This window comes from Photobacterium sp. DNB23_23_1 (assembly GCF_052873815.1).
The window spans coordinates 14,649-40,370 of the sequence record NZ_JBNNXT010000018.1 but is presented as its reverse complement, the minus strand read 5'-3'; the positions used below and the strand labels follow the sequence as shown (position 1 = coordinate 40,370).

Below are 25,722 nucleotides of genomic sequence, written 5' to 3'. Positions count from 1 at the left end.
AGTAAGAAGACGACGAGAATGAAAAATATTTTTCAAATCAAAGCAACATAACCGCAACACACTTGCGATATCACAACATTTCATTCCCCATCAACAAGTTAGCGAATAATAATGATACATGCGTCATATTTAGCTTTAAAAATCATAATTTTAGAGCATTTAGTAGCTATTAAGCATTGATTTCAGTGAGACTTGGTTAACAATTCTGTCATTTTCACTCAATCAGGGGTGGTTATTAATCGAGCGCGAGCTTATAGTTGTTTACATAAAAATAATAAATTTATTTCAATCAACGTGAACATGCTTTCTAGAACCACGTTTCACTCTAGAAAGTTATTAGCACCAATTTACCGGTCTTTTGAAATATATATTTCACAAAAGAGAACGGTTAAGTGCACAATAATAAGGAGGCTACAATGCCGTCACTGATACATGGAATTACTTCTCTACTTACGAACTCTGTCTCGACGACAATGGTCCTAACTAAAGGAATCCTACGCAAAGTTGCCATCATAGGCGCGGTATTAACACTTGCTGCTTGTGGTGGTGAGGAAGGCGAAGCTAAAACAAAGATCGGCGTTGCTATCCCAAACTTTGACGATACTTTCATGGTCTACATGAAAGATTCTATGGCGGAGTACGCAAAGGAGTTGGGCGATGTTGAGCTCATTTTCGTCGATGCAAAAGAAGATACAGTGAAACAATTGGGTCAAATCCAAAACTTCATTGTCCAGCAAGTTGACGGCATCATTCTTGTTCCGGTTAATACTGATGCAACCCAACCAATAACTGACAGCATTCAAAAAGCAGGCATCGAATTGGTATACCTGAACCGTCGCCCTGGTTACCTACCTGATGGGGTGTCTTATGTCGGCTCTAACGAAGTACGCTTCGGTGAAGAGCAGGCAAAATATGCAGCCTCGAAAACGGATGGCGGGAATATCGGTATCATTATGGGCATGATGACGGTTGAAGCCGCATTGCTTCGTACCCAAGGTGCAGAAGACTTCTTCAAAGACAAGCCAGAATACAACGTTACCCGTAAGCAAACCGGTCTATGGCAACGCTCGCAAGGCATGATCGTAATGGAGAACTGGATCAATTCTGGTGAACAAATCGACATCATTCTGGCAAACAATGATGACATGGCACTCGGTGCAATTCAGGCACTTCGTGCTGCAGGCAAACTCGATGACACCATCGTCGTCGGTGTTGATGCTACCCCAGATGGCATCATGGCTATTGAACAAGGCGCATTGGATGCCACCGTTTTCCAGGATGGTGTAGGTCAAGCCAGAGGTGCACTTGATGCTGCACTGAACGCTATCAATAAAAAGCCACAAGAAAAAATCACTTGGATTCCTGCTGAACTTGTAACCAAAGACAACCTAGCTGAATTCCAAGCTAAAGGTTAATTCATATCCCTCTCTGTAAATAACTTATCCGGCCCTACTCTGCGTTAGCGACGTAGGGCCTACTTTGGAGCAAATCAGTATGAGCCAAGTAATACTTGAGATGCGTGGTATTACCAAAACCTTTCCCGGCGTAAAAGCACTCGATAATGTGCAACTTACCCTGAAGAAAGGCCGCGTGATGGCGCTTATGGGCGAAAATGGTGCAGGGAAATCGACCTTGATGAAAGTGCTGTTTGGCACATATCAACGAGATACAGGTACAATTCGCTATCAAGGAGAACTCGTAGACTTCACAGGCGCAAAAGAATCACTGGAAAGTGGTATTTCAATGATTCACCAAGAACTATCCCCCATTCTTCACCGGAATATTGCTGAGAACATCTGGCTAGGCCGGGAGCCTATTAAAGGGCCATTGAAGCTCATTGATCATAAAAAGATGTTCGCCGATACCACAGACCTACTTCAGCGCCTTGACCTAGATCTGGACCCACGTACTTTGATGAGCGACTTAACAGTCGCAACAATGCAAATGGTTGAAATCGCCAAGGCTATTTCATTCAATTCAAAGATCATCATCATGGATGAACCGACCTCAGCGCTGACCGGCAAAGAAGTCGCCCACCTGTTCGAGATCATCGAAAAGCTCAAATCCCAAGGCGTTGCCATGGTGTATATCAGCCACAAGATGGATGAGATTTTCAAAATCTGTGATGACATTACCGTATTCCGTGACGGTTGCTATATCGGCGAACGCGAAGCGAGAGACACAAACCATGACGAACTTGTTCAGATGATGGTTGGCCGTGATCTTGGCGATGTTTTCCCCCCCCCAACAGCCAAGCCGGGAAAAGTTCGACTTGAAGTGAAAAACCTGTCAGTTAACGACTGCTTTCAACCCATGAATTTCAAGCTCCATGAAGGTGAAATCCTAGGTATTGCAGGCCTTGTCGGCGCGGGTCGAACAGAACTCATTGAAACACTATTCGGCGTACGCAAAATAGACACCGGAGAGATCTGGATCAACGGTGAACATGTAGAGATCAAAGCCCCTCAGGATGCCATTAGCCACAAGATGGCTTTCTTAACTGAAGACCGCCGTCATTCCGGCCTTTATCTGATGTTAGATATTTTTGCCAATACGTCTATCGCCCATCTAGATGCTTATAAGAGTCGTGTAGCAAATGTGCTCGATGTCCGTCAAATGCGCTCAGACAGTGAAGACCATTGTAAGAAGCTCAAAGTAAAAACCCCGAATATGCATGAAGCTATCGACAATCTCAGTGGTGGTAACCAGCAAAAAGTGCTGCTCGCCCGCTGGATGTTGACCAAGCCCGATATTCTGTTCCTCGACGAACCCACCCGAGGCATCGATGTGGGTGCAAAATCTGAAATCTACAAACTCATGCGCCTTTTAACCGGTATGGGGAAAAGCTTGGTCATGATTTCGTCGGAGCTGCCAGAAGTTATCGGTATGAGTGACCGCGTATTGGTCATGCATGAAGGCAAACTAAAAGGCGAGCTCGACGGTACTGAAGCGACCCAAGAAAAAATCATGTCTATGGCCTTGGCATAACACTCCCAGAGCCAAACCGCATAATCACTGCTGTCGTGACAGGGTGACGCAAAAATTAATCAAGGAAAGTCATTATGATTGCGAAGTTAATAGAAGCAACGTCTGGTGCGAAATCGCCACAGAATTATAAACGCTTGATTTCAAAGTATGCTATCTACGTTGTTTTCATCGCCATGTGTGTGGTGATGACGATTCTATCTCCAGTATTCCTTACAGTAGCCAACTTACTTAACGTTGTAACCCAAATGGCCAGTATCGGCCTGCTAGCCCTTGGGGTGACCATCATCATTATTACCCGGGGTATCGACTTATCATCCGGCTCGGTATTGGCCGTTGCTGCTGTGGCCTCGGCCAGTATGGCGCAAACTCTCGACTGGGGCATGCGGATGTATCCTGCCATGCCTGAGTTACCGGTTATCGTGCCAATCCTTGTCGCGTTAGCTGTTGGTGCACTTTGTGGCTATATTAACGGTGCACTAATCGCTTATACCGGTATCCCTCCGTTCATCGCAACCTTGGGTATGATGATTATTGCTCGTGGTGCTGCCCTGCTCTACTCAGATGGCCGTCCAGTTAGTAGCCTTATCGATTCTTACCAGTGGATTGGTCAGGGTACCATTGCCGGTATTCCCGTTCCGGTGGTTATCTTTATTGTTATGGCTATCGTGTCTTACATTTTGCTTAACTACACGCGCTTTGGTAAATATGCCTACGCAATTGGTGGAAACGAAACAGCCGCCTATGTTTCAGGGATCAACGTTAAGAAGTATAAAATCCTGGTATATACCTATGCAGGTCTACTAGCCGGTATTGCAGCACTTATCCTATCTGCCCGTATTAACTCTGGTCAGCCTGGCCTCGGGTTAATGTATGAGCTAGATGCCATTGCATCGGCAACAGTAGGTGGTGTGTCCCACGCCGGTGGTATCGGGACGATTCAAGGCACCATTATTGGTACCATGATCATGGGTGTACTGCAAAACGGCCTCGACTTACTTAACGTCTCGGCATACTGGCAGCAGGTGGTGAAAGGCTTGGTCATTGTGGTCGCTGTAGTCTTCGATATGAAGCGACAGAAAAAGAGCAAATAGTCATTGCCCTTAATAAGTGCATAAAGACGAGTACATAAAAATAAATACAACTTGGCCTATAAAGAATTAGCTTTACTGTAGGACTTCACGTTGAGGTGCCACGTATCTCCCCTAGGGTTACGTGGCTTTTTTTATTTACCTAAGTGTTATACCAACCTACATAAATATTTGATCAGTCTTGCAGGTTAAAATCGCTGTTTTCTGCGTTAGATATTTTGTAATTAGAGCCACTAGTTACTGCAATATCTGCCTTGATAACAACGATTTTTCCAATGCAAATACTTGATCAACTACTTATCCAGATTGGTATTAAATCTCTGCGCCTAACTGCTTTAGGTATTCTTCCATAAAGACGGTACGTTTCTCTGCTTCAGCCTTTGCAGATAACGTGTTCATCGTATCTTTCAATTTAAAGAGCTTGGTGTAGAAATGATCGATGGTGTAGAGCCGATCATTCAGATCTCTGTCTTCACTGAATGGATCTTCTGCATCATATAAGCTAACACCTAGGCTTGAACTCACCTGAATACATCTTGCAATGCCAATGGCACCTAAAGCATCTAGCCTGTCTGCATCTTGAACTATTTGAGCTTCTAGTGTTTTTGGCTCTATATTGGCGCTGAAGCTATGCGTAACAATGGCGTGGTGAATTGCCTCAAAATATTGAGAGGGGTAATCAATACTAGCCAGGAACTCCACCGCTTTATTAGCCGCAACCTGAGAGCTTTTCGTCCTATCTGGATGATTCTTTGGAAACGAAAAGCAATCATGTAGGTAAGCAGCAGGAAGGACAACTTCAAGTACCGCCCCTTCACTTGCACATAATTCTTTGGCCGTTTTAACGACCCTAAGCACATGATTCATGTCATGAGCGAGATCTTGCTGCATTTCTGATTGGATAAACTCAACAAACTGATTTTCTAACTGATTTCCTAACTTAGTTTCGAACATTTTTTACACCGTTCTCCCCTTACCTACCTAGACGATAGCGCCAGTTGAATTGTTAATAAAACAGTACAGAAATAGTACCTTAAAGACGTAAAGCACCATAAGCGAAAATACGATGACAAGAAATGGAAACCATAGATGTCGACAGCCTTCTCGATTCTCAAACACATTACTAAAAGCAGAGGCCATTGCTCAGGTGTGGCACTATATTCACTTTAGCTACTTCGCTAAAAGGGTAAAAACCAGTACAATGCGCGCGTTTTAAAACGTTAATCAGGCATTCCCGTGAAACTCAGTAAAAGATTGAAGAAAATCGAGCAAATGGTCACACCTAACTATACCCATGTTTGGGATTGTTGCTGTGACCATGGCTTTATCGGTGCAGCGCTCTTGTCTCGACAGGCAGCAAAAACAGTTCATTTTGTTGATATTGTTCCGGATCTGATGGCAGCATTGGAACAAAAACTTCAGCGTTTCTACCCTGAGGCCACGTGGAAAGTCCACTGCCAAGATGTGGCAAAGCTCCCTCTAAACCAATATAGCGGTAAGCATTTGGTCATCATTGCTGGTGTGGGGGGGGACTTAATGAGCGAACTTGTAGAAGCTATTCATCAGGACCATCAAAATAGTAATATTGATTTCTTACTGTGCCCGGTTAATCATCAGTTTACGCTGCGCAAAGCATTGATTAAGAACGACTTTGGACTAGAACACGAAGTGCTCATCGAAGACAATCGTCGTTTTTATGAAATTATGCTCGTCTCATCGACACGCGGAGACCGTGAGCAAGTCAGTGCTGTCGGTAGCAATATTTGGCAATCTGATTCGACCGAACAAGCCGATATCGCAACAAAATACAAAAACAAAACATTGGGCCATTATCGTCGTATTCAACAGGGAAACACGGGCGATACCAATATTCAGACCATTATTGATGGTTATTGTGCAATAACGGTTTGAGTTAATGCGTATCTATAACGTAAGGCACAGCCCCTGTTTACCTAGCGATCCGTTCCCGAATATACCCACATCGGTTCAGTTTTTCCGGCCAACGAGGTGACCGCCTTAAAGACGTTGTATGCACTCACGCTTCAGGAATTAGTGTAAAGCGTTCAAAAAGCTCGTCAGCTTTGCAAAAACCGAGAGTTAAAGGGTAAACCTGTTTACCTTCATTGATATAAAAGAAAGCTGGAAACCCACTAACCTGAAAATGACGCGCAATAGTTAAATGTTCTCGAAGCCGCAATTCCGTTTCCTTAGAATGAAGAGCCGCCAAAAACTGCTTCTCACTTAAATCTAATGACTTAGCACAATCAATCAACGTTCGATCTAAAGAAGGATTTCTAGCTTCACGGTAATAAGCCGATTGAATAGCTCTTACCATCTTTTGAGCACTCTTTACGGCTAACTTTTCAGCTGATATCACTGCTCGGCAAGCTTGGTATGTCGAACGATAAGGTGTATTTAACTCCCAGTAACTATGATTAAACGTTACTTGGGAAACTTTTTCTATTTCGTGCCAATAAGAAGAGATCGCTTGCTTTAGGTTTTCGTTCATAGGCTCTTCTGTGTCAGGAGCTAACCCTCCCATTATCCAGTCAACGTCAGCTGAAGGATAATGTTCTAAAAATCTCTCTAGTTCCGGTTGAAACCCATAACACCAAGCGCACATGGGATCCATAACGTATAAAAATCGCATACTCTCTCCATTTACTTCGTATAATGAGGCACTCTGACACATAGCCGCATTAAGGTGAGCAACGCGACCACCCAACCTAAACGATTGTGCCATAAACACTTAAACTGAAATAGAACGAAAAATACCAAGTGTTGATAATCCCTCATATATGCTTGTTATATTATTTGTGGGTACACAGTTTTGAACTGCTCTAAGACAAGTAGCATGTCTTCTGATGGGCTGATATTGAGTTCTTCGCACTCTTTTGAAAAGAAGTACCAATGCGCTTTTTCCCACCAACCTAGAGTCTTATCGCCCTCTCCCTCTAACGCTGCAAATTCTGCCGTTACTTCATTGTATTTGCACTTTGATACCGAGGTTATTTCTGTGATACAAACTGGCGTACCATCCCAATTGGTTACAACCTGAAGATGACCAACTTCAGGCATGGTTTCACCTTGTTCGCTGTACCAAATGTCTAAGCTGCACGATGCTCTTTTTTCACCACGTAATATGAGATCAGCACATACATTTGCATTGTATTCATCGGCACAAAAATAATCTGCGCTAAATGAGGTGTACTTTGATGCAACTTCATCAGGCAGAGTACTAAGATATTGTTCTAGATATAATTTACTTCTTTCATCCATGAATTTGGCTCGAAATCCAATTAAAAATATAGCAGCGTTATAGATTCAATTGTAAAAAGTGATATGTTGAAATTTTAACATATCACTTTCTTCATTTTCAAATCCCGATTTATCTCACGGAATCATGGCCAATCAGGCAGAAAGACATCACCTGCGCAGTTTAGGTTTCCACTCAACTCAAAACCGTACTTTTCTGCCAATAATATTTGGAATGTATATTCTAATCATGCATATAATCAGCATTATATGAAAAATATGTTTCATACTGGTGTCTTAGCTATTACAATACATAAAGGAGCAATTGAAGGGAGTATGAGATGTCTGTTGCCAATAACCTTACCGAACTGCAAGATCAAATTAGAACGCGTTATAGCGATCTTAGCAAGCGTTTACAGCAGGTCGCGCGTTATGTGCTAGATAACTCCAACAGCGTCGCTTTCGACACTGTTGCAGTAATTGCCAGCCAAGCTGAAGTCCCCCCTTCTACTTTGATCCGTTTTGCCAACGCATTTGGTTTCAACGGCTTTAACGATATGAAACAGCTGTTTCGCCGTAACCTTGTAGAAGAAACAGTAAGCTATACCGAGCGAGCTAAACTCTTCAAAGAGCTCGACGCTGAACAAAGCGCACCTGAAAGTCCGGCCATGATTTTGCAAGAGTTCGCCCGTGCGAACGCACAAGCAATGAATCACCTTGCTGCGCAAACACCAACAGACAAGCTTGAAGAAGCGGTCGAGATATTAATGAATGCTGATAACATCTACCTTATCGGCTTGAGACGCTCTTTCAGCGTCGCATCTTATCTCACCTATGCATTACGTCACCTTGAGCGCCGCGCATTCCTGATCGATGGGTTAGGCGGTATGTTCAAAGAACAACTCTCGATGATTGGCCCTAATGATGCAGTACTATCCATCAGCTTTAGCCCTTATGCGCAAGAGACTGTCACTCTCAGCGAGGTTGCCTCGCAAGCCGGTGCCAAACAAATTGTAATCACCGACAGCCAAGTTAGCCCATTAGCCACCTTCAGTGATGTGTGCTTTGTGGTGAAAGAAGCCCAGGTCGAAGCTTTCCGCTCCCAATCAGCTTCTTTGTGCCTTGCACAAACACTGGCAGTTTCGTTGGCCTATCGACAAGGCGCAAGTAACGATCTTGAAATCAACGTTCTGAGCTAAGCCTTTCCCTTTCCTACTCTTTTTATCACTTCATAATTCATTAATGACTGCCGTCCTACGACAAAGTGGTAAAAAATCAAAAAGACGTTAACAGAAAAAGCCCCGCACTGCGGGGCTTAGAGAGTGATTAACTTTTTGGGGCAGTGTCATTGGGGGGTAACTGTCACCCCATTCCCGTCATCACTCAGGAGGCTTTTTAAACATTACAGCTTGATAGTTTTGCCTTGCTTCATCGACTCAAGGGCCGCATCAGCCATGACAAGGGCAAATTCACCATCCGCACCGCCACATTCAGGATCTTTACCTTCAAGCACGTCAACAAAGTCCTGCCATTCTGCAACATAAGCAGCTTCATAACGCTCAAGGAAAAAGTGCTGAGGTTTTGCAGCTACGCAGCCTTCTTCACCCCAGTGCTGTACCAAGTTCTCTGTAACGTTGTGTGCCTGTAGCAAACCTTTCGAGCCATGCAATTCAAGGCGCTGATCATAACCGTAACCGGAACGACGGCTGTTATTAATAGTTGCAATCGCACCTGATGGGAAGCTAAGCACCAACACAGCGGTGTCGATGTCCCCTGCTTCACCGATAGCAGGATCAACCATGCAGCTGCCGTGTGCTGTGATCGAAACAGGATCTTCACCCATGATGAAACGAGCCATATCCAAATCATGGATAGTCATATCACGGAACATACCACCAGATACTTTGGAATATTCTGCAGGTGGTGGCGACGGATCACGAGAGGTGATCACTAGTGATTCCGGCTGACCGATAACACCTGCATTTAGCTGGTTCTTCACAGTTCTGAATTGTGGGTCATAACGGCGGTTGAAACCAACCATCATCGGTGTGCCATGCTTACGTACTGTCGCTAAACAATCACGGACACGACTAAGATCTAAATCAATTGGCTTTTCACAGAAAATGACTTTCCCATGTGCGGCGGCCATTTCAATAAGGTCTGCATGTGTATGGGTTGCAGAGCAAATACATACTGCGTGTACATTCGGATCGGTCATTGCTTGCTCGATCTCTTGTACTTGCGCGCCATATTCTTCGGCAAGCTTGTTCGCACCCTCAACATAGGGGTCGATGATTGAATACAGTGTTGTCTTGGGATGCTTTGCAATATTTACAGCATGCACTTGGCCAATCCTGCCAGCGCCAAATAACGCAATATTAAACATGTCTCACTCCTTTGCCGAAATTAATTATTGATGTTTTCTTGCATATTTTTCTTCATTTATCCATTGATGGTCATCTTCCCAAGTAAACAACCATTTACGCGTAGGCCCTGCCATTACATTGAGGTAATAGCTGTCGTAGCCTGCAATAGTTGCCACCGGATGATAACCCTTAGGGGCTTGAACGACGTCTTTATCGTAAACCGCCATGCACTCGTCCAATGAACGATCATCGGTATAAACACGCTGCATGCAGAACCCTTGTGAAGGGTTCAAACGGTGATAATAAGTTTCTTCGAGATAGGTTTCGTTGGGCTCTGCATCTTGATCATGTTTATGGCTTGGATACGAGCTGGTGCAACCTTCATCGGTATACACTTCTACGACCAGCAAACTATCAGCTTCTTTGTAGTCAGGCAGAATATTATGGACATAACGCTTATTATTCCCGACACCGCGCTGTTCAGCATCAATATCATCTGGTGCGATCAAACGGGTTGGATAATTACCATGCCCTGGCGCGGTACACACTGCAAGTTCTAGCTGGGTATTGGCCACAACGGTAATCGCCTCACCTTTGGCAACGTAGACAGCATAAGGTTTCTTGCGCTCAAACGGCCCCATTCGGTCACCGATGTTTTCGAACGTTTCAGATTGAGTCGTAACCGTGGCAAAACCGCCCACCAGCACTAAACACACTTCATCATCGCTGGCTGGTAACTCTAAACTTTGGCCGCATTCAAGTTCAAACGCTTTAAATCCAACATAACCCCATTGCGCACTTTCTGGGGTAATTGTTTGGGTATTACCATGCTGATCAGGGGCATGGTATTTTGAGAGCAGTTTTGACATGGCGGCCTTCCCAATGCTTGTAATCGTTATATAGGTTCGTAAATATTTTTCAAAATAATATGGGAATGAAAAAATCTTTTCAATTCGATTATGAAACATATGGTTCATTTTGTGGGCAAGGTAACATGACGAAAATTTCTTATCGAGTGATGCAATAGTTGGCATAAAAAATTGTTCATCAATGCTCAAAAAGTAAATTTTAAAGACTGTGACAGGTGAGGTATAAGTTGGCGGAATTATTAGCGATTAAACGTAAGCCAGTGTCTTCTGGGCATTCAGTAATTATGAAAATAGAAGCCATTAGAAAGACATCGAGCCAGACGGTTTGCCTAGCTCGATGGGGTAACAGTAAATAAAAGAATAATGAATATAACCCTAGCGTCTTCTACTAGGCAGCATATCCGTCATCGACCCTTCAACGACTTCTGCCGCAAAGGCAAAGGTTTCGGCCAATGTTGGGTGTGCATGCACGGTATGGGCGATGTCTTTAGCCGTACCGCCCAGTTCAAGGGCTGCAGCCGCTTCGTGAATAAGTTCCCCCGCATTCTCACCGCAAATACCGGCCCCAAGTAGCGCACCAGATTCTTTATCAAACAGCGCTTTAGTAACGCCATTGGTTGCGCCAACACTTTGTGCACGGCCACTGACAAGCCACGGTACTTTACCCGTGCTGTAATCAATACCCTGCTGCTTGGCTTCTTTCTCGGTTAAACCGACCCAAGCGACTTCAGGGCTGGTGTAAGCAACCGATGGGATTGCAGCAGGATGAAATGTTGCATCCAATCCGGCAATCACTTCCGAGGCAACCTTACCTTCGTGGGTCGCCTTATGTGCGAGCATTGGCCCCTTAACAATATCGCCAATCGCGAAAATATGAGGTACTGAGGTTTGCATGCGGTCATTAACTTCAACAAGCCCTTGCTCATTGACGGCAACACCGATGTCTTCCAAGCCAATACCGGTTGTATTCGGGCGACGACCAACGGCAACTAATACCGCATCAAAAACAGCATGCTCTGGGGCTTTCTTACCTTCAAAGGAAACAGCAATGCCTTCAGGCTGCGCCTCCATATTGGCCACTTTGGTTTTCGTCAGCAGTTGGTACGTCTTTTTGGTCGCTTTCACAAGCGGTTGGACGATGTCTTTATCGGCGGCAGGGATAATTTGCTCTTGTGCCTCGACAATCGTTATCTCCGTGCCTAGCGCCGAGTATACCTGCGCCATTTCTAATCCGATGATCCCGCCACCAACGATCAGCATCGTCTCTGGAACACATTGCAAAGACAGTGCGTCAGTCGAATCCCATACTCTTGAGTCATCTGGCGCTATCGGTAATTTAACTGAATGGGAGCCCGTCGCAATAATGGCGTGCTTGAAGTTTACATGTTGCTCAACATCGCCTTTCACCGAAAGTGTATGCTCGCCAATAAATAGCCCTGCTCCTTGCACGCGAACAACTTTTCTCGCTTTACTTAAATTGGCGATACCTTGGGTAAGGTTGGAAATTGTTCCCTCTTTATGGGCTCGTAATGCGTCAATATCGATATTAGGCTCAGTAAACGAAATACCCATACTCGCTCCATGTTTGGCATGCTCAATGAGCGATGCGGCATGAAGCAGGGTCTTTGAAGGAATGCAGCCTACATTGACACAAACGCCACCCAGTGTGTCACGTTTTTCAACAAGACATACTGACAATCCAAGATCGGCCGCTCTAAAAGCGGCTGTATACCCACCAGGTCCACCACCGAGTACAACAACATCTACGTTGATAGATTCCGTCATTAAAATTCCTTCTCTGCCAAGCTAAATACTTAAGTTCCAAACACAGGCAACATAACGTGCCACTGGTAGATCTATCCCAGAAAGATGCAAATTTAAACCGCAAAATTGGAATATCCGATGCTGGTTCACTTTCTATCGAAAATTCACCGTCAGTATGTCTACCAGCTCAATAAATTCATAAACTTAAAATACAAAATATCTCTCATTGAGGCAACAATAGTACTCAATGAGACGAACGCTTTTCGTTTGTTGGTATATAGAAAACCAGGTTCTGGCATTATCAACCCACGTTAGGATGACGTCCCTTCTTTGCTTTATTATGTTTTTCATATTTTGAACGGCCATAACTACTTATTTTTTGACCAACAACAGAAGCTACCATATCATTATTTATGTGAGCACAGATGCTTATCATATTGCGTACTCACTACTGGAAGGAGAACGACCATGGAAGATATTGAAAAAGATATTAGCTCCTCGGGTTTAGCAAGCAAAGTCGCCACCTACTTTTGGTGGAAGGGCCTAGAAAGGATTGAATCCACTATAGATAACTTCTTCGATACCTTACGGATCAAAAAGCTCATTACAACAATATTTATCGGCCTAAAAGACATCGACGCACTGCCAAAGGTACTGGGCGACAACCCACTCGAAACCTTTAAGGGTGAAGACAGCGAACTAAACCGGAAGTATTACGACAGCACTGAAAGCTACATCAAGACACTCGAAAAAATCCCATTTGATCTCACTCCCCTTAAAAAAGAAAACACCATAAAACGATTACCGACTCAATCCATGCATCCCACAAATCCAACACCTAACGAAAAATGGTTTTTCATCAACGGAATTTGTACTAGTACTGACATGGCCATCATTAATTCTCGTATGCTCAGTAAGGTTTTCGGGCGTCCCATCACGCCTCTCCACAATCCTACTAATGGCATGATCGCAGATTTGGCCGAAGCGATTAAAGGAAGGGATCTAGACCAGTATACGAACATCGCTCGAACTACGAAGGATCTTCTTTGGGGAGAGTTACAATGCCTCAAAACCCAGTTGGCATATACCCCGGTTAACAGTAACCAGTCCCATAAAATAGTGATCCTTGTTCACTCCCAAGGCGGGATCATTATCTCCAACGTGGTAGGAAGATTGCTTCAAGAACACCCAAGAGACCCATTACTCAACCATCTTGAGATATATACGTTTGCCTCAGCACACGATGACTATCCTTCGTTTGAGCAAGGTGCAGTGCACTTTTCGCTCCCTTTCACAGAGCATTTTGCTAATGACGAAGATTACGTCGCAATGATTGGTGTGCTCAATGGTGTAAGTAACACGAATGGGAGAATCTATGTAAAGAAAGGTACTGGCCACCTATTGAACTATCACTACCTCAAAGATTTTCTATCCGGTAAATATGACGTTAAAGAACAAAGCCGCCTGTCGCGTTTACGTAATGGAAACCGTTAACCTTTGCTCGGTTAGCTAAATAACAAAAGGTCAACCTGTTATGCAGAATTAATAGCGAACATATATGCTCGTTAGCAAAACGAGTCCGGGGGGAGGGAATTTCGTACACGTCATAACTATTTGAACCAGCAATAATTTGATAGGAGCTGACGCATAAAGTGGAAAATGTAGATGAATATCACTCCTTCATATATTCTCGACTCAGAAAGTAACACCAAAATATAAACCCTCGCTCTGGAATACTTTGAGTAAATTGTCATTGTTACTTTTATCAATTGTGAGGTGGTATTTATCGCAAACCGACGTTCTCGCGATCGAAAGATTCTCACTTTAGATAAAAGTTTCTTAGCTCAAGGGGCTCTTAATGTGCAGGGCTACGTACATATTACCGTATAAACGTTCACTGAATAGCCGCCAATTTACTTTGTGAAAATCACAAATCGAAATAATAATTACTATTTGTACGACGACTCCTGACTCTCGAAATTGTTCTTACCTAATACGTAGGGCTACTCCGCTTTCGCTTGTACGCCCATCCAAGAAAACGATCACTTCTCATCACCATATTAAAAATTCAATCATGCCCTAGACATTAATTAGAGAATGATCATAAAAAGCTGAAACCAAAAAATGGAAGCAGAAATTTTATTTAACCTATATCACTCAATTAGCTCTGAACGACAAAAAATACAATAACTATGAAGAAAACTTTTATTGCGGCATCTATGCCCTTTCCGCTCTTTTCTGGTTATTACTCACCCCTGTCATTACAGGGGCGTTTTTATGAATAGTGTTATTACCTCGTTAGTTCGATATAGAGCCTTCAGTGGCTCGCAAACGGTACCACAGGCTGCCCCCTCTCTCAACATTTATGCTTAGACTTTTTTCAAAATCTATTAGAACCGAAAGTAAAAGGCATCAGCTATGTCACGCTGTACAATTTGCAAAACAACTCAGAGAGTTAGTGGATATTCAATTATTGATATTTAATTTTTATCATCATAATAAAAAATAAGTTTTTAAAAATAAGCCTTGATTATAAGTTAGTACCAAACTTTACCCTTGCTATTTTGATTAAGATCAATATAAACTTCAACTCGCTTTCACTGACATCATTTTGAAATATAAGTGTAGGTAACATCCCCCACAAGAAATATTTAATTACACTTAATGGATGATTGAAATGAAAAATACTTTTTTAGTTGCAGCTCTAACTGTCGTAGCATTCACCAATTCTGCATTCGCACAAGACAACATATCTGTAGTTGGTTCTAGCTCCGTAATGCCACTTATGGAAGTATTTGGTGAGACTTACCAAAAAACACATCCTGAAGTATTTATCGAAGTGCAAGGACCTGGCTCATCCGCAGGGATTCGTGCTGCAAAAAACCAATCTGCAGACATTGGTATGGCTTCTCGTGAACTTGCCTCTTCTGAAGAAGAATCCGATTTGCACAATAAAGTAATTGCACGTGATGGTATTGCGGTTGTTGTTAACCCATCAAACAGCGTTAAATCGCTAACTGCACAGCAAATCCATGATATCTATGCAGGCGAAATAAAAAACTGGAAAGAAGTTGGTGGCGCTGATAAACCTATAGTACCGGTTACTCGCGATACAGCATCAGGCACACGTGGAGCATTTGAAGAAATCATGATGCTGACTAAGGAATTAAATGGCATAAAAGTAACAGCGATTACTCAGCATGCACAAGTTACAAATGGCAATGGTCACTCTAAAACAATGGCTGCTCAAAACCCATTTGCAATCAGCTACATCTCATTAGGTAGTGTTGATTCATCAGTAACACCAGTACAAGTTAATGGCACCGCTGCTACTGTTGAGAACGTAAAGAATGGCTCTTACAAAGTCGCACGTCCGTTCCAAGTACTTTACAAAGGTACGCCAAATACACGCACACAAAAATTCCTGGATTGGATGTTCACTTCTGAAGCACAAAAGATTGTTGCCAAAGGCGGTTATATTTCCATTAAGTAAATAATCCACCGTCGAAAGAAAGTGTTTTTGTATAAGCCCCCTTCTCAGGGGGCCTTTGTTTAGTTCAGCGTTAACTCTCACTGTTATTGTGCCTAAATATCAACGATTTAACCCTCCATTGTTTTATACGCTATCGACAAAAAACCTCTTTTTCAAAGAAAGATCTCTCAAGAGCTTATTCTGAACAGCCACCGACTTAATAGACACGTTTTAGCTGTGGGTAAAATGAGAAGACGATCATGCTGATAAATACAATTCGGAAGAGTTAAGCAACGATTGAGACACTTTGGGCTATATCACCGCCCCACTCGACATTGCAAGAAAGACAGTGAGCATACACATCATTACGCTTCGCAACACAAATTTACACTTTCCTGACAGTCCCTTGACACATAATTGTAAAATTCGTCTGTATTTCGCAAAAAGATTCTCCTATGAACAGATATTCAACCTACAAAACAATTGTCTATACTCTCCTTTGCCTAACACCAACATTCGTGATGGCTAATGATGTTGAACTCTTACCGATTCCAGTTACCGTGGAGCCTGTGTCCACCCGAAGTATCGTGCAAAAAATCGAGGAAGTGGGAAAAATCACCGCACTTGATAATGCTAACCTTACATTCAGTGCCGGGGCTAAAATTGAAAAGATCGCCTTCAATGACGGGGATGCCGTTAACAAAGGCGATGTCATTGCCGAACTCGATAGCACCAAAGCCAAAGCGGACTTGGACAAAGCTCGCAGCACCCTCAATTTGGCAAAAACCAAACTCCAACGAACCCGTGATCTACTTGCCAAGCAACCTGACGCCCTATCGCCGCAAGATGTCGATGAGCTTCAAGAACAGGTAAATCTTGCGGCGGCTGACTTCCGTCAGCAAGAAGCAACCCTCAAAGACTACACCATTGTTGCTCCATTTGATGGCAGGCTAACAATCTTTAGCCACTCCATTGGCAGCCATATCGATGCCTCAACGGCACTGGTGAGCCTCTACAAGTTAGACCCAGTTAATGTCACTTATGCCATCAGCCAGGAAGATCTTGGTACTGCTCAGATTGGTCAAACCGTGGCGGTTAGCGTCTCGGCATTTCCCAACCAGTCGTTCACGGGTGAAGTGAACTATATTGCGCCTGCTGTCGATGAGAACTCAGGCCGAGTTGAAGTTCATGCCACCATAGACAATCAAGAGCAGATACTGGCACCGGGCATGTTTGCCAACGTCAGCCAGCAACTGCAAAGAGGGAAACCTCAACTTGTCGTGCCACAAAACGCCATTTTGGCCAACAACGAACAACGCTATCTTTGGGTTGTTGAAGGCAACAAACCACAACGCCGCCAGGTTGAATTAGGCGCCAATACCAATGATGGTTATGTCATCATTAAAAGCGGGCTGAAAAAAGGCGAACAGATTGTCACCACAGGGCAACAGAAATTAAATGATGGCAATACGGTCAATATTCTATCATCTCAGCCTTCTGGACAGCCAATATCTAAAGAAACAAGATCGATAGAAACAGGCTCAGAACAGACTAACAACAAGGAGGCAGGATAATGCGCTTGCCTGAGGTTTGTATTCGCCACCCTGTTTTAGCGTCGGTACTCAGCATTGCTGTCGTGTTACTGGGGATCTTGTCATTCCAGAAACTGTCTATCCAGTATTTTCCTGAGCATCAAACAGCAACTGCGACAGTCAGTGCCAATATCACCGGTGCCAGTGCCGAGTTTATGTCACGCAATGTTGCCGACAAGCTGATCGATGCAGCGACCGGTCTGGACAGTGTCGATACCATGACAACCGACTGTGTCGAGGGCAGCTGTACCCTAAAAATCAACTTCAGCGACGATGTCGATGATGTTGAATACACTAACCTGATGAACAAACTGCGCAGCAGCGTCGAAGCGGTTACCGATTTCCCACCGAGCATGACTGACAAACCGACAGTAACGGACAACTCGTCAGATACCAGTACCACCAGTAATGTCATCACTTTCGTCAATACAGGGGGGCTTGAACAGCAGGAAATGTATGACATCATCAGCCAGCAACTTGTCCCCCAGTTTCGTCATATCCAAGGTGTCGGTAGTGTTTGGGGACCATACGGAGGCTCTTCCAAAGCCGTTAGGGTATGGCTGAAACCTGAACGAATGAAGGCACTGAATATCAAGACTGCTGATGTTGTCGGTACCTTAAGTACCTACAACAGTACCTTCACAGCTGGCACCATCAAAGGCGAAGCGCGGGACTTTTCCATCAACCCTGTCAGCCAGGTAACCTCGTTAAAAGATGTCCAGGAGTTGGTGATCCGAGTTCAAAGCGGCCAAATAATCCGAGTCAAGGACATTGCTGATGTGGTCATGGGTGAAGAGAGCCTGACTCCAAGTAGTCTAACGGTTAATGGCAACCAAGCCATGTCACTACAAGTCCTACCGCTGAAAACCGAAAACCCGGTTGTTGTCGCCGAGCGCGTAAAAGCAGCCATTGAGTCGATGCAGGACAATCTTCCTGATGGTATTGAAATGAAGATGGTTTACAACCAAGCCGACTTCATCCAGTCAGCCATAGACGAAGGCTTTGTGACGCTGGTCGAAGCAGTTGTCTTGGTGTCTATCGTGGTGATGCTGTTCCTCGGCTCTTTTCGTGTCGCCTCTGTTCCTATCATTACCATACCGGTTTGTGCCATCGGTGTGTTCTCGGTCATGGCATTGCTCGGCTTCAGTATCAATGTGTTAACCATCCTCGCCATTATTTTAGCCATTGGACTGGTGGTTGATGACGCTATCGTGGTGGTCGAAAACTGCTATCGACATATTGAACAAGGAGAAAGACCTTTAAATGCAGCACTGAAAGGCAGCAAGGAAATCGTCTTCCCGGTTATAGCAATGACACTCACCCTTGCCGTTGTCTATCTACCAATTGGCCTGATGTCTGGTTTAACCGCCGATCTTTTTCGTCAATTTGCTTTTACCCTCGCAGCGGCAGTGATCATTTCCGGCATGGTTGCCCTTACCCTCTCGCCGATGATGAGTGCCTACCTAATCAAACCAATCAGCCAGCACCCAAAGTGGTTTGCCCACATTGACCTCCAGCTTAACCGTCTGGCCGATAGATATACCCTTGAACTTGCTAAGTGGATGAATCGTAAAGCGGTCATGGCCGGTTTGTCTTGTCTTCTACTGCTGCTATCGGGGTTTGCCTTTGTCAACATACCGCAGGTTCTACTGCCAACCGAGGACTCCGGCTTTATTGAGGTGACGTCAACCGCTCCAACTGGCGTCGGCCGCCAATATCACCAGTCTCATAATAATGAGCTAAACAGTGTGATGGCAGGGCAACGCGCCATCGAAGCAAACCTGTCATATATTGAAGGGACGCCAACCAACCATGTATTGCTCAAACCATGGGGTGAACGCCAGCAAACCGCAGATCAGGTGGTCGCGGCACTCAATGAGAAAGCTAACCGAACCGTCTCAGCCTATGATATGTCATTTGCCGTCCGCTCTGCCGATAACCTTGGTATTGCGACGAACTTGGTACTTGAGCTGACGACCGTAGACCGAAATACCGATGCCTTGGCCATGACTGCTGAACAGGTCACCACCCTGCTTGAGCAATACCCAGGGGTCACCAATGTGAAGAACTCAACCCTTCGCGATCAGCTCACTTATGATCTGGAAATCGACAGAAACGCCATTATTTTATCTGGAGTGAGCTACAGCGACGTCACTGATGCCCTATCTACGTTCATGGGATCGGTCAAAGCCGCCGATTTGCAAGCCGATGACGGGTTCACCTACCCTATTCAGGTGCAGGTTAACCGCCTGGATTTGGGTAGCTTCAATGTACTCGATAAACTTTATGTCAGTTCAAAATCAGGACAAAGTTTGCCGTTGTCCCAGTTTGTCAAAATCAAGCAAACCACTGCGGAATCAAGCTTTAAAACCTATATGGGTAAAGACAGTACAGTGATCACCGCGGATTTAATGCCGGGCTACACTGCCAGTGATATCAAAGCCTACGTCGATCAGGAAATACCTTCCGTTTTGAGCAATGCACAAGGCTATGCCTTCAACGGAACAATAAAATTGCTGGATGATTCTCAATCCGGGACACAATTGCTTTTCCTGCTGGCCTTGGTATTTGTGTACCTCATTTTGGCAGCACAATTTGAAAGTTTTATCGATCCGCTGGTCATTATGTTAACGGTACCGTTATGTATTGTTGGTGCTCTATTGACGCTGTCGCTATTTGATCAGAGCCTAAATATCTACTCGAAAATAGGATTGCTGACATTAGTCGGATTGGTGACTAAACACGGCATCTTGCTGGTTGAATTCGCCAACGAACAACGCCGACATGGCGCCACAGCGATTACTGCTGCACTGGAAAGTGCCCGCTCTCGCCTGAGGCCAATACTGATGACCTCACTGACGATGATCCTCGGTTCGCTGCCGCTGGCATTTGCCTCTGGGCCGGGCTCACTGGGTCGGGTAAATATCGGCTTGGTGCTCGTTGGCGGTCTGGTTGCCGGTACTTTTTTCTCGCTGTTCGTGGTACCTGTCGCCTATGTGGCAATGGCAAAGCTAAAGCAAACTGACCATCTGGCACCGCAACCGTCAAGCACTGGCAAACTAACCATTTAACAAATCACCAAAAGGCCTGCACTTTGCAGGCCTCTTTCGTTGGAATACAAAGCTTATTACTTTTCAGGCAGGAAGAAACACGATATACGAGATTATCACCTCCCTCATCAAATGATGCCACTCTAGCTGACACCGTTAATTGCTTACATTCTCATCAGCCTATTAGAAATACAATAATGTTGCTAGAAGTGTAATTCGGGGGGTTAGGTTGGTTTCACCTTATTATTTTCAACCGAGTTAGTCACATATTGATAGCAACAACACAAAGAAAATCAACAATAAGCACGCAGTAAACATTACAAACAATTAATAAAATGAGGTTTCTTAAAATAATTAAATTTACCAGCTAGGCGATGAAATTTTAATTCCCACCGTAATATTAATTAAACAATTGTTCAATATACTGTGCTCAGTTAATCGAGAGGTGAGTTATGGGAATTAGTGTATGGCAACTATTAATTGTTGCATTAATCATTGCATTATTATTTGGTACTAAGAAACTACGTGGAATAGGTGGCGATTTAGGTACTGCTATTCGTGATTTCAGAAAAGAAACAAATATCGAAGACTCCACTAAAAAAACAAAAGATGAACAAATAGATGATGCATTAGAAAACAACATGACAGCGAGGGTTAAATCGATCGATGTTTGATTTTGGTTTTTGGGAGGTTATTCTTATTGGTGTTTTAGGCTTGATTGTTCTTGGTCCTGAAAAACTACCTAAAGCAATAGACACGGTTGTAAACACCATTTCAAATCTAAAATCAATGGCCAACTCTTTAAATGACGAATTAAACAAAGAACTGAGAATAAAAGAGCTTCAACAGGGTGTTGACAAAATAAAGTCAATTGATTTTGAACAAATACCTGATGATATCAAAGAGTGCATATCTGATATAGAAAAAAGCACACAAGAATTAACAATAAAAAATACCAACGTTATAAAAGATCAAAGCAGTAAAGCGGTATGAACCCAAAAAACACAGTCGATGAATCCCCAATACTATCACGGATTCAAGAACTAAAAGTAAGAATATTACGTATTGTAATAATTGTTTTGACTACCTTTTTATGCTTGGTTTGTTTTTCGAATGATATATATGAAATTGTATCATCTCCATTGATCAGAGTGTTGCCCGATGATGCAAGTATGATCGCAACCGATGTTGTATCGCCATTCTTTGCACCACTGAAATTAACCTTGATAGTCGCTTTTTTTGTTTCTATGCCAGCGATTTTATTTCAGGTTTGTTTTTTATTAGCCCCTGGTCTCTATAGAAAAGCAAGAAAAAGAGTCATACCACTTATTATAGCTTCTGCCCTTTTATTTTATATTGGTGTAGGGTTTGCTTATTTTTTGGTGTTCCCATTAGTATTTAGTTTTTTCTCTAGTGTTTCTCCTGAGGGTGTGGTTATTGCTACAGATATCAGTAGTTACCTAAGTTTTGTTCTTAAAATATTTCTCGGGTTTGGTCTAGCTTTTGAAATTCCAGTTGTTACCATTTTACTATGTTGGACTAACGTAATAACTCCTAGCCAGCTGCGAGAGAAGCGGTCTTATGTAATTGTCGGCGTATTTGTTATAGGCATGATATTAACTCCGCCAGATATAATATCTCAAACATTATTAGCAATACCTATGATATTGTTATTTGAACTAGGGCTGTTTTTTAGCAAGTTTTACAGCAACAAGTAATTCATTCATGTTACTAATTTAATGAAAAGCAACAAAACATAATTAAAAATGAGTTTCCATACCTATCTTTATTGCATTTATATAAATTTAATTCGCATTAAAACATCAAGATAGCATTTATAAAAATCACTACATAATTTGGTTTACAATATGATTACTAGACGTATTTTTCTTAAAGGTGCAACGGCAACTATGGCTGCGGCGTATTTAACAGGTTGCAATTCTGATTCTTCGAGCGATAATTCAGGCTCTTCAACTAACGTTGATTTTAAACTTGCCGTTTTACCTGATACCCAAAAGTATTCAGAGAACAGTCCTGAGCGCTACAATGCTCAAACAAGGTGGATTGCTGAGAACTGGGAGAATGAAAAAATACCATTTACAATCCACTTAGGCGATATTGTTGAGGATCGCCGTATTACAGAAGAATGGGTTGCGGCTGATTATGCAATGTCTCTCCTCGAAACAGGGAACACTCCATATTCGATTCTTTGTGGCAACCATGATCTGCTCAACCAAAATAAAGATACCGAACGTAATTTAGCTGAGGAACCATACTTCACTTGGTTCCCAGAAAGCCGTATGCAGCAAGACCCTACTTTCATGGGCCGTTGCCCAACTGGCTTTAACAGTTACCATATCTTCCAAGCACCAAATGGCCAAGAGTTCTTGTCACTTGCGATGGACTGGCGCCCTTCCGAACAAAGTATCGCTTGGGCACAAGAAGTTCTTGACCGACATGCAACTATTCCAACCATCCTTTCAACTCACCAGTTGATTAACATTGCAGGTGATGGTGAAAGTCCACTAGTAACAAACCAAGGTGTTGAATTCTTTACTGATCTAATTTACAACAACGACCAGATTTTCCTTACGTTGAATGGGCACCATCACGGTGCATCAAGCTTAGTCGCGTACAACAAGTTCGGCCGTGAGGTATTAATGGCTGTTGTCGATTATCAGGCAATGTTCTGGGGTGGAAACGGCCTGTTGCGTACAGTCGGCTTTGATTATAAAAACAATAAAATGGTTATGCGTTCTTTCTCTCCATACGTTATGGAAAAGATGGCCGCTGGTATGCCGATTGACCCACAAGACCAATTGAATTTGACGGATGCCATAAACCACTTCGACTTCCCAATGAATTTCAAAGAGCGTTTTAATGATCTAAACAACTCAAATAACATCAACGCTGGGCCGGGTGGGATTGAAGGTACTCGAGCACATTGGATTCTTGATAAAGATCGTATGATTGTTCGTGAAAGTGCAGCTGAGGAAATTCTTTTTCAAGACCTTAGTGGACTAGGAAACCATCTGGTAATGAAAGGATTCTCTGGAAATATAGGATCTAACTCCCGCTACTTCGATATGACGGACGATAACCCGGGCCAAGGATTTGCATCAGGCTCGATGTTATTCCTTGGTGATAAGCGAACAGATGAAGGCGTATACTTAGAAACATCAGGGGTTACCTTAAGCGATTCTGATTTTAAAGGTGACGGTTTCACCATTGAAACCTTCATTAAACTACCAAATGGTTGGAACTCCAATCAAGCTGGCTGGGGGGGGATTCTGTGTCATCAAATATCTCGTACACAAGCAGCAGAAGAGTTGGAAATTAACGGTAATGGTGAAGATGCAGCTATGGTTCTTGCGACTTCAACGCTGCGTGAAATGCAATTTGAAAGTTTGTCACATGATAGCGGCAACATTCACCGTTCATGGTCGTGGGATCTTGGCACCGACAGTTGGCACCACATTGCCGTGGTTAACCGTCTTGAGGAGTCAACGGGTTACATGATCACTGAAATGTTTGTCGATGGCGCCCTTACTATGCGTAACCAGACAAATTGCAACCTAGATGGTCTTGCGATTGTGAATGGCTTTAACTGGACGATTGGTGCTTCTCATTGGGATGGCCGTATTTCTAGCCCACTCATCGGCTACATAAGTGAGGTCCGTATTGTTGACCGCCCTCTTGACGAATCAGAGTGGTTAACAGCTTAATTACTTTCTTTAAATCATAGGCCTAACTTTTCGTTAGGCCTTTTTTATAGAAAGGCATACTATTCATACCTGCGACCCGTTGTTCCATTTAAAACGAAGAACCAAAGTAACGTATAAACGGTTACTCTGGTTCTTATCATCTTGCTAAAGGATTAGTTTGTATTCGCGTTGAGATCTTGCTCTGCAAGTGACAACATCGCAAACTCTTCTTCCGCGCTGCTTGCTACCAGCTTATTACGGCTATACAGACCGTAATACACGCCACCAATCAAAAAGAGTCCCATCGTCATGAAAAAGGCAGATGGGTCAAATGCATACACTCCAGTCATCGCAATAAGAGACAGGACTAATGAAATACCTGACGTAAACATGCCACCGGGAGTCTTATATGGTCGCTCTAACTCTGGTTGTTTAATTCGCAGCATAATGTGACTCAGTGACATCAGCGCGTACGATACTGTGGCACCGACGACCGCCATCGCCAAAATTAAGTCCCCTTCCCCCGTCAATGAAACCACGAAGCCAAAGACACCAGGGACAATCAATGCACGTGAAGGCACTTTCTTCTTGCTGGTTAAAGATAGACTTTGCGGCAAATACCCCGCACGGGAAAGCGCAAAGACCAAGCGGCTATAACCATAAATAATGGAGAAGAAAGATGCGATTAACCCAGCTAACCCCAACACATTCACCATCGTTGCAATCATTGGGTTTCCAGTCAGTTTTAGAGCATCCACTAATGGCACCGCGCTAGCACCAATCGCTTCAGACCCTACCGCACCGGCAAGTAAGAACACCACTAATGTTGCGGTCACTAACAAGAATAACATCGCGCCAATGATACCTTTAGGTACATCTTTTGCTGGGTTTTTCGCTTCTTCGGCTGCAAGTGGGACGCCCTCAACCGCTAAAAAGAGCCACATCGCAAATGGTAGTGCAGCCCATACGCCATACCAGCCAAAAGGCAGCATTTCGGTGGCTTGCGCCGTTGCTGGTGCAATGTCGAAGAGGTTAGTGGTATCAAAATGTCCGACGAGCACGCCTGCTGTCATCAGAATCGCTAAAACGGCAAGGCCGCTAATGACCATCATCACCTTGAGAGCTTCACCAACACCGGCTAAGTGAATGGCGATAAAGGCAGCATAAAAAAGTGCGTAAACAAGAGGGCCATCAATACCAATCAGTTCATTTACCGCGGAGCCAATAAAGATAACGATGGCGGCTGGTGCCAGTGCGTACTCAATCAATACCGCTAACCCCGTTATAAAGCCTCCCGTTGGACCCATTGCTTGGCGAGCAAAACTGTAACCGCCCCCCGCCGCTGGAATAGCAGCTGACATTTCGGCCAATGAGAGCACCAAGGTAAAATACATCACCGCCATCGCGACCGCAGCTAGCAAGAAACCAGCCCAGCCCGCTTGGGCAATGCCAAAGTTCCAACCAGCAAAGTCGCCGGAAATCACGTAGGAAACACCTAATCCAGCCAGTAAAACCCAACCTGCGGTGCCTCTTTTCAACTGCCTTTTTGACAGGTATTCATGATGTTTAGACAT

20 protein-coding genes are annotated in these 25,722 nt (G+C 43.8%); 13 read left to right on the top strand and 7 right to left on the bottom strand.

Features of this window, described 5'->3' with window-relative positions:
• The first annotated feature begins 473 nt into the window (after positions 1 to 473).
• The 3 genes from ACVA53_RS13065 to ACVA53_RS13055 all read left to right on the top strand — a co-directional run bounded on the left by ACVA53_RS13065 (position 474) and on the right by ACVA53_RS13055 (position 4,079).
• A complete protein-coding gene (locus ACVA53_RS13065) occupies positions 474 to 1,415 on the top strand; it encodes a sugar ABC transporter substrate-binding protein (RefSeq protein ID WP_446505350.1) in 942 nt (313 codons plus the stop codon).
• 79 nt (positions 1,416 to 1,494) lie between these two features.
• Positions 1,495 to 2,988 carry a sugar ABC transporter ATP-binding protein gene (locus ACVA53_RS13060; protein ID WP_255043953.1) on the top strand — a complete coding sequence of 498 codons (1,494 nt, stop codon included), beginning with the start codon at positions 1,495 to 1,497 and terminating at the stop codon, positions 2,986 to 2,988.
• A 74-nt stretch (positions 2,989 to 3,062) separates the two neighbouring features.
• Positions 3,063 to 4,079, top strand: a complete 1,017-nt coding sequence (locus tag ACVA53_RS13055; RefSeq protein WP_255043952.1) for an ABC transporter permease — start codon at positions 3,063 to 3,065, stop codon at positions 4,077 to 4,079.
• Between the two features lie 309 nt (positions 4,080 to 4,388).
• Here the strand turns inward: ACVA53_RS13055 and ACVA53_RS13050 are convergent, their stop codons facing one another.
• On the bottom strand, positions 4,389 to 5,030 hold the full coding sequence (locus ACVA53_RS13050; RefSeq protein ID WP_446505326.1) for an HD domain-containing protein: 642 nt from the start codon (positions 5,028 to 5,030) through the stop codon (positions 4,389 to 4,391).
• Positions 5,031 to 5,312: 282 nt separating this feature from the next.
• On the opposite strand from ACVA53_RS13050, the gene ACVA53_RS13045 reads away from it, so the two are divergent.
• A complete protein-coding gene (locus ACVA53_RS13045) occupies positions 5,313 to 5,987 on the top strand; it encodes a tRNA (adenine(22)-N(1))-methyltransferase (RefSeq protein WP_446505325.1) in 675 nt (224 codons plus the stop codon).
• Positions 5,988 to 6,111: 124 nt separating this feature from the next.
• On the opposite strand, the gene ACVA53_RS13040 is transcribed toward ACVA53_RS13045, so the two are convergent.
• Positions 6,112 to 6,726: a DsbA family protein gene (locus ACVA53_RS13040; protein WP_446505324.1), complete on the bottom strand. Its 615-nt coding sequence runs from the start codon at positions 6,724 to 6,726 to the stop codon at positions 6,112 to 6,114.
• 155 nt (positions 6,727 to 6,881) lie between these two features.
• The gene (locus ACVA53_RS13035; RefSeq protein WP_446505323.1) at positions 6,882 to 7,355 is read right to left on the bottom strand and encodes an ASCH domain-containing protein; all 474 of its coding nucleotides are present in this window, start codon (positions 7,353 to 7,355) and stop codon (positions 6,882 to 6,884) included.
• Between the two features lie 317 nt (positions 7,356 to 7,672).
• Between ACVA53_RS13035 and ACVA53_RS13030 the strand changes: the two genes are divergently transcribed.
• Positions 7,673 to 8,530, top strand: a complete 858-nt coding sequence (locus ACVA53_RS13030) for a MurR/RpiR family transcriptional regulator (protein WP_255043947.1) — start codon at positions 7,673 to 7,675, stop codon at positions 8,528 to 8,530.
• Positions 8,531 to 8,733: 203 nt separating this feature from the next.
• On the opposite strand, the gene iolG is transcribed toward ACVA53_RS13030, so the two are convergent.
• The 3 genes from iolG to lpdA all read right to left on the bottom strand — a co-directional run bounded on the left by iolG (position 8,734) and on the right by lpdA (position 12,351).
• On the bottom strand, positions 8,734 to 9,717 hold the full coding sequence (gene iolG, locus ACVA53_RS13025) for an inositol 2-dehydrogenase (protein ID WP_255043946.1): 984 nt from the start codon (positions 9,715 to 9,717) through the stop codon (positions 8,734 to 8,736).
• Between the two features lie 24 nt (positions 9,718 to 9,741).
• Positions 9,742 to 10,566 carry a 5-deoxy-glucuronate isomerase gene (gene iolB / locus ACVA53_RS13020; protein ID WP_446505322.1) on the bottom strand — a complete coding sequence of 275 codons (825 nt, stop codon included), beginning with the start codon at positions 10,564 to 10,566 and terminating at the stop codon, positions 9,742 to 9,744.
• A 375-nt stretch (positions 10,567 to 10,941) separates the two neighbouring features.
• The gene (gene lpdA / locus ACVA53_RS13015) at positions 10,942 to 12,351 is read right to left on the bottom strand and encodes a dihydrolipoyl dehydrogenase (RefSeq protein ID WP_255043944.1); all 1,410 of its coding nucleotides are present in this window, start codon (positions 12,349 to 12,351) and stop codon (positions 10,942 to 10,944) included.
• A 447-nt stretch (positions 12,352 to 12,798) separates the two neighbouring features.
• On the opposite strand from lpdA, the gene ACVA53_RS13010 reads away from it, so the two are divergent.
• The 8 genes from ACVA53_RS13010 (at position 12,799) to ACVA53_RS12975 (ending at position 24,169) form a co-directional block, all read left to right on the top strand.
• Complete coding sequence (locus ACVA53_RS13010; protein ID WP_446505321.1) at positions 12,799 to 13,824, top strand: hypothetical protein; 1,026 nt, start codon at positions 12,799 to 12,801, stop codon at positions 13,822 to 13,824.
• Between the two features lie 1,183 nt (positions 13,825 to 15,007).
• Positions 15,008 to 15,823 (top strand): phosphate ABC transporter substrate-binding protein, encoded by an 816-nt coding sequence (locus ACVA53_RS13005; protein WP_446505320.1) that lies wholly within the window; start codon positions 15,008 to 15,010, stop codon positions 15,821 to 15,823.
• Between the two features lie 434 nt (positions 15,824 to 16,257).
• On the top strand, positions 16,258 to 17,376 hold the full coding sequence (locus tag ACVA53_RS13000; protein ID WP_255043941.1) for an efflux RND transporter periplasmic adaptor subunit: 1,119 nt from the start codon (positions 16,258 to 16,260) through the stop codon (positions 17,374 to 17,376).
• The gene (locus ACVA53_RS12995) at positions 17,376 to 20,465 is read left to right on the top strand and encodes an efflux RND transporter permease subunit (RefSeq protein ID WP_446505319.1); all 3,090 of its coding nucleotides are present in this window, start codon (positions 17,376 to 17,378) and stop codon (positions 20,463 to 20,465) included. Before ACVA53_RS13000 ends, ACVA53_RS12995 begins: the two co-directional genes overlap by 1 nt.
• 431 nt (positions 20,466 to 20,896) lie before the next feature.
• Positions 20,897 to 21,118, top strand: coding sequence for a twin-arginine translocase TatA/TatE family subunit (gene tatA / locus ACVA53_RS12990; RefSeq protein WP_446505318.1), 222 nt, complete (start codon positions 20,897 to 20,899; stop codon positions 21,116 to 21,118).
• Entirely contained in the window at positions 21,111 to 21,437 is a 327-nt protein-coding gene (tatB, locus tag ACVA53_RS12985) for a Sec-independent protein translocase protein TatB (protein ID WP_446505317.1), read from the top strand. Before tatA ends, tatB begins: the two co-directional genes overlap by 8 nt.
• A complete protein-coding gene (gene tatC, locus ACVA53_RS12980; protein ID WP_446505316.1) occupies positions 21,434 to 22,162 on the top strand; it encodes a twin-arginine translocase subunit TatC in 729 nt (242 codons plus the stop codon). Before tatB ends, tatC begins: the two co-directional genes overlap by 4 nt.
• 150 nt (positions 22,163 to 22,312) lie before the next feature.
• On the top strand, positions 22,313 to 24,169 hold the full coding sequence (locus tag ACVA53_RS12975; protein ID WP_255043937.1) for a LamG-like jellyroll fold domain-containing protein: 1,857 nt from the start codon (positions 22,313 to 22,315) through the stop codon (positions 24,167 to 24,169).
• A gap of 152 nt (positions 24,170 to 24,321) precedes the next feature.
• On the opposite strand, the gene eat is transcribed toward ACVA53_RS12975, so the two are convergent.
• Positions 24,322 to 25,722, bottom strand: coding sequence for an ethanolamine permease (eat, locus tag ACVA53_RS12970; RefSeq protein ID WP_255043936.1), 1,401 nt, complete (start codon positions 25,720 to 25,722; stop codon positions 24,322 to 24,324).

Excerpts from the sequence above, each read along its gene's own strand:
- tatC (WP_446505316.1), top strand. The coding sequence starts at position 21,434 with ATGAACCCAAAAAACACAGTCGATGAATCCCCAATACTATCACGGATT.
- lpdA (WP_255043944.1), bottom strand. The coding sequence starts at position 12,351 with ATGACGGAATCTATCAACGTAGATGTTGTTGTACTCGGTGGTGGACCT.
- iolG (WP_255043946.1), bottom strand. The coding sequence starts at position 9,717 with ATGTTTAATATTGCGTTATTTGGCGCTGGCAGGATTGGCCAAGTGCAT.
- ACVA53_RS13030 (WP_255043947.1), top strand. The coding sequence starts at position 7,673 with ATGTCTGTTGCCAATAACCTTACCGAACTGCAAGATCAAATTAGAACG.
- ACVA53_RS13065 (WP_446505350.1), top strand. The coding sequence starts at position 474 with ATGGTCCTAACTAAAGGAATCCTACGCAAAGTTGCCATCATAGGCGCG.
- iolB (WP_446505322.1), bottom strand. The coding sequence starts at position 10,566 with ATGTCAAAACTGCTCTCAAAATACCATGCCCCTGATCAGCATGGTAAT.
- ACVA53_RS13040 (WP_446505324.1), bottom strand. The coding sequence starts at position 6,726 with ATGCGATTTTTATACGTTATGGATCCCATGTGCGCTTGGTGTTATGGG.
- ACVA53_RS13055 (WP_255043952.1), top strand. The coding sequence starts at position 3,063 with ATGATTGCGAAGTTAATAGAAGCAACGTCTGGTGCGAAATCGCCACAG.
- ACVA53_RS13060 (WP_255043953.1), top strand. The coding sequence starts at position 1,495 with ATGAGCCAAGTAATACTTGAGATGCGTGGTATTACCAAAACCTTTCCC.
- ACVA53_RS13010 (WP_446505321.1), top strand. The coding sequence starts at position 12,799 with ATGGAAGATATTGAAAAAGATATTAGCTCCTCGGGTTTAGCAAGCAAA.
- tatA (WP_446505318.1), top strand. The coding sequence starts at position 20,897 with ATGGGAATTAGTGTATGGCAACTATTAATTGTTGCATTAATCATTGCA.
- eat (WP_255043936.1), bottom strand. The coding sequence starts at position 25,722 with ATGTCTAAACATCATGAATACCTGTCAAAAAGGCAGTTGAAAAGAGGC.
- ACVA53_RS12975 (WP_255043937.1), top strand. The coding sequence starts at position 22,313 with ATGATTACTAGACGTATTTTTCTTAAAGGTGCAACGGCAACTATGGCT.
- ACVA53_RS13050 (WP_446505326.1), bottom strand. The coding sequence starts at position 5,030 with ATGTTCGAAACTAAGTTAGGAAATCAGTTAGAAAATCAGTTTGTTGAG.
- ACVA53_RS13005 (WP_446505320.1), top strand. The coding sequence starts at position 15,008 with ATGAAAAATACTTTTTTAGTTGCAGCTCTAACTGTCGTAGCATTCACC.
- ACVA53_RS12995 (WP_446505319.1), top strand. The coding sequence starts at position 17,376 with ATGCGCTTGCCTGAGGTTTGTATTCGCCACCCTGTTTTAGCGTCGGTA.
- tatB (WP_446505317.1), top strand. The coding sequence starts at position 21,111 with ATGTTTGATTTTGGTTTTTGGGAGGTTATTCTTATTGGTGTTTTAGGC.
- ACVA53_RS13000 (WP_255043941.1), top strand. The coding sequence starts at position 16,258 with ATGAACAGATATTCAACCTACAAAACAATTGTCTATACTCTCCTTTGC.
- ACVA53_RS13035 (WP_446505323.1), bottom strand. The coding sequence starts at position 7,355 with ATGGATGAAAGAAGTAAATTATATCTAGAACAATATCTTAGTACTCTG.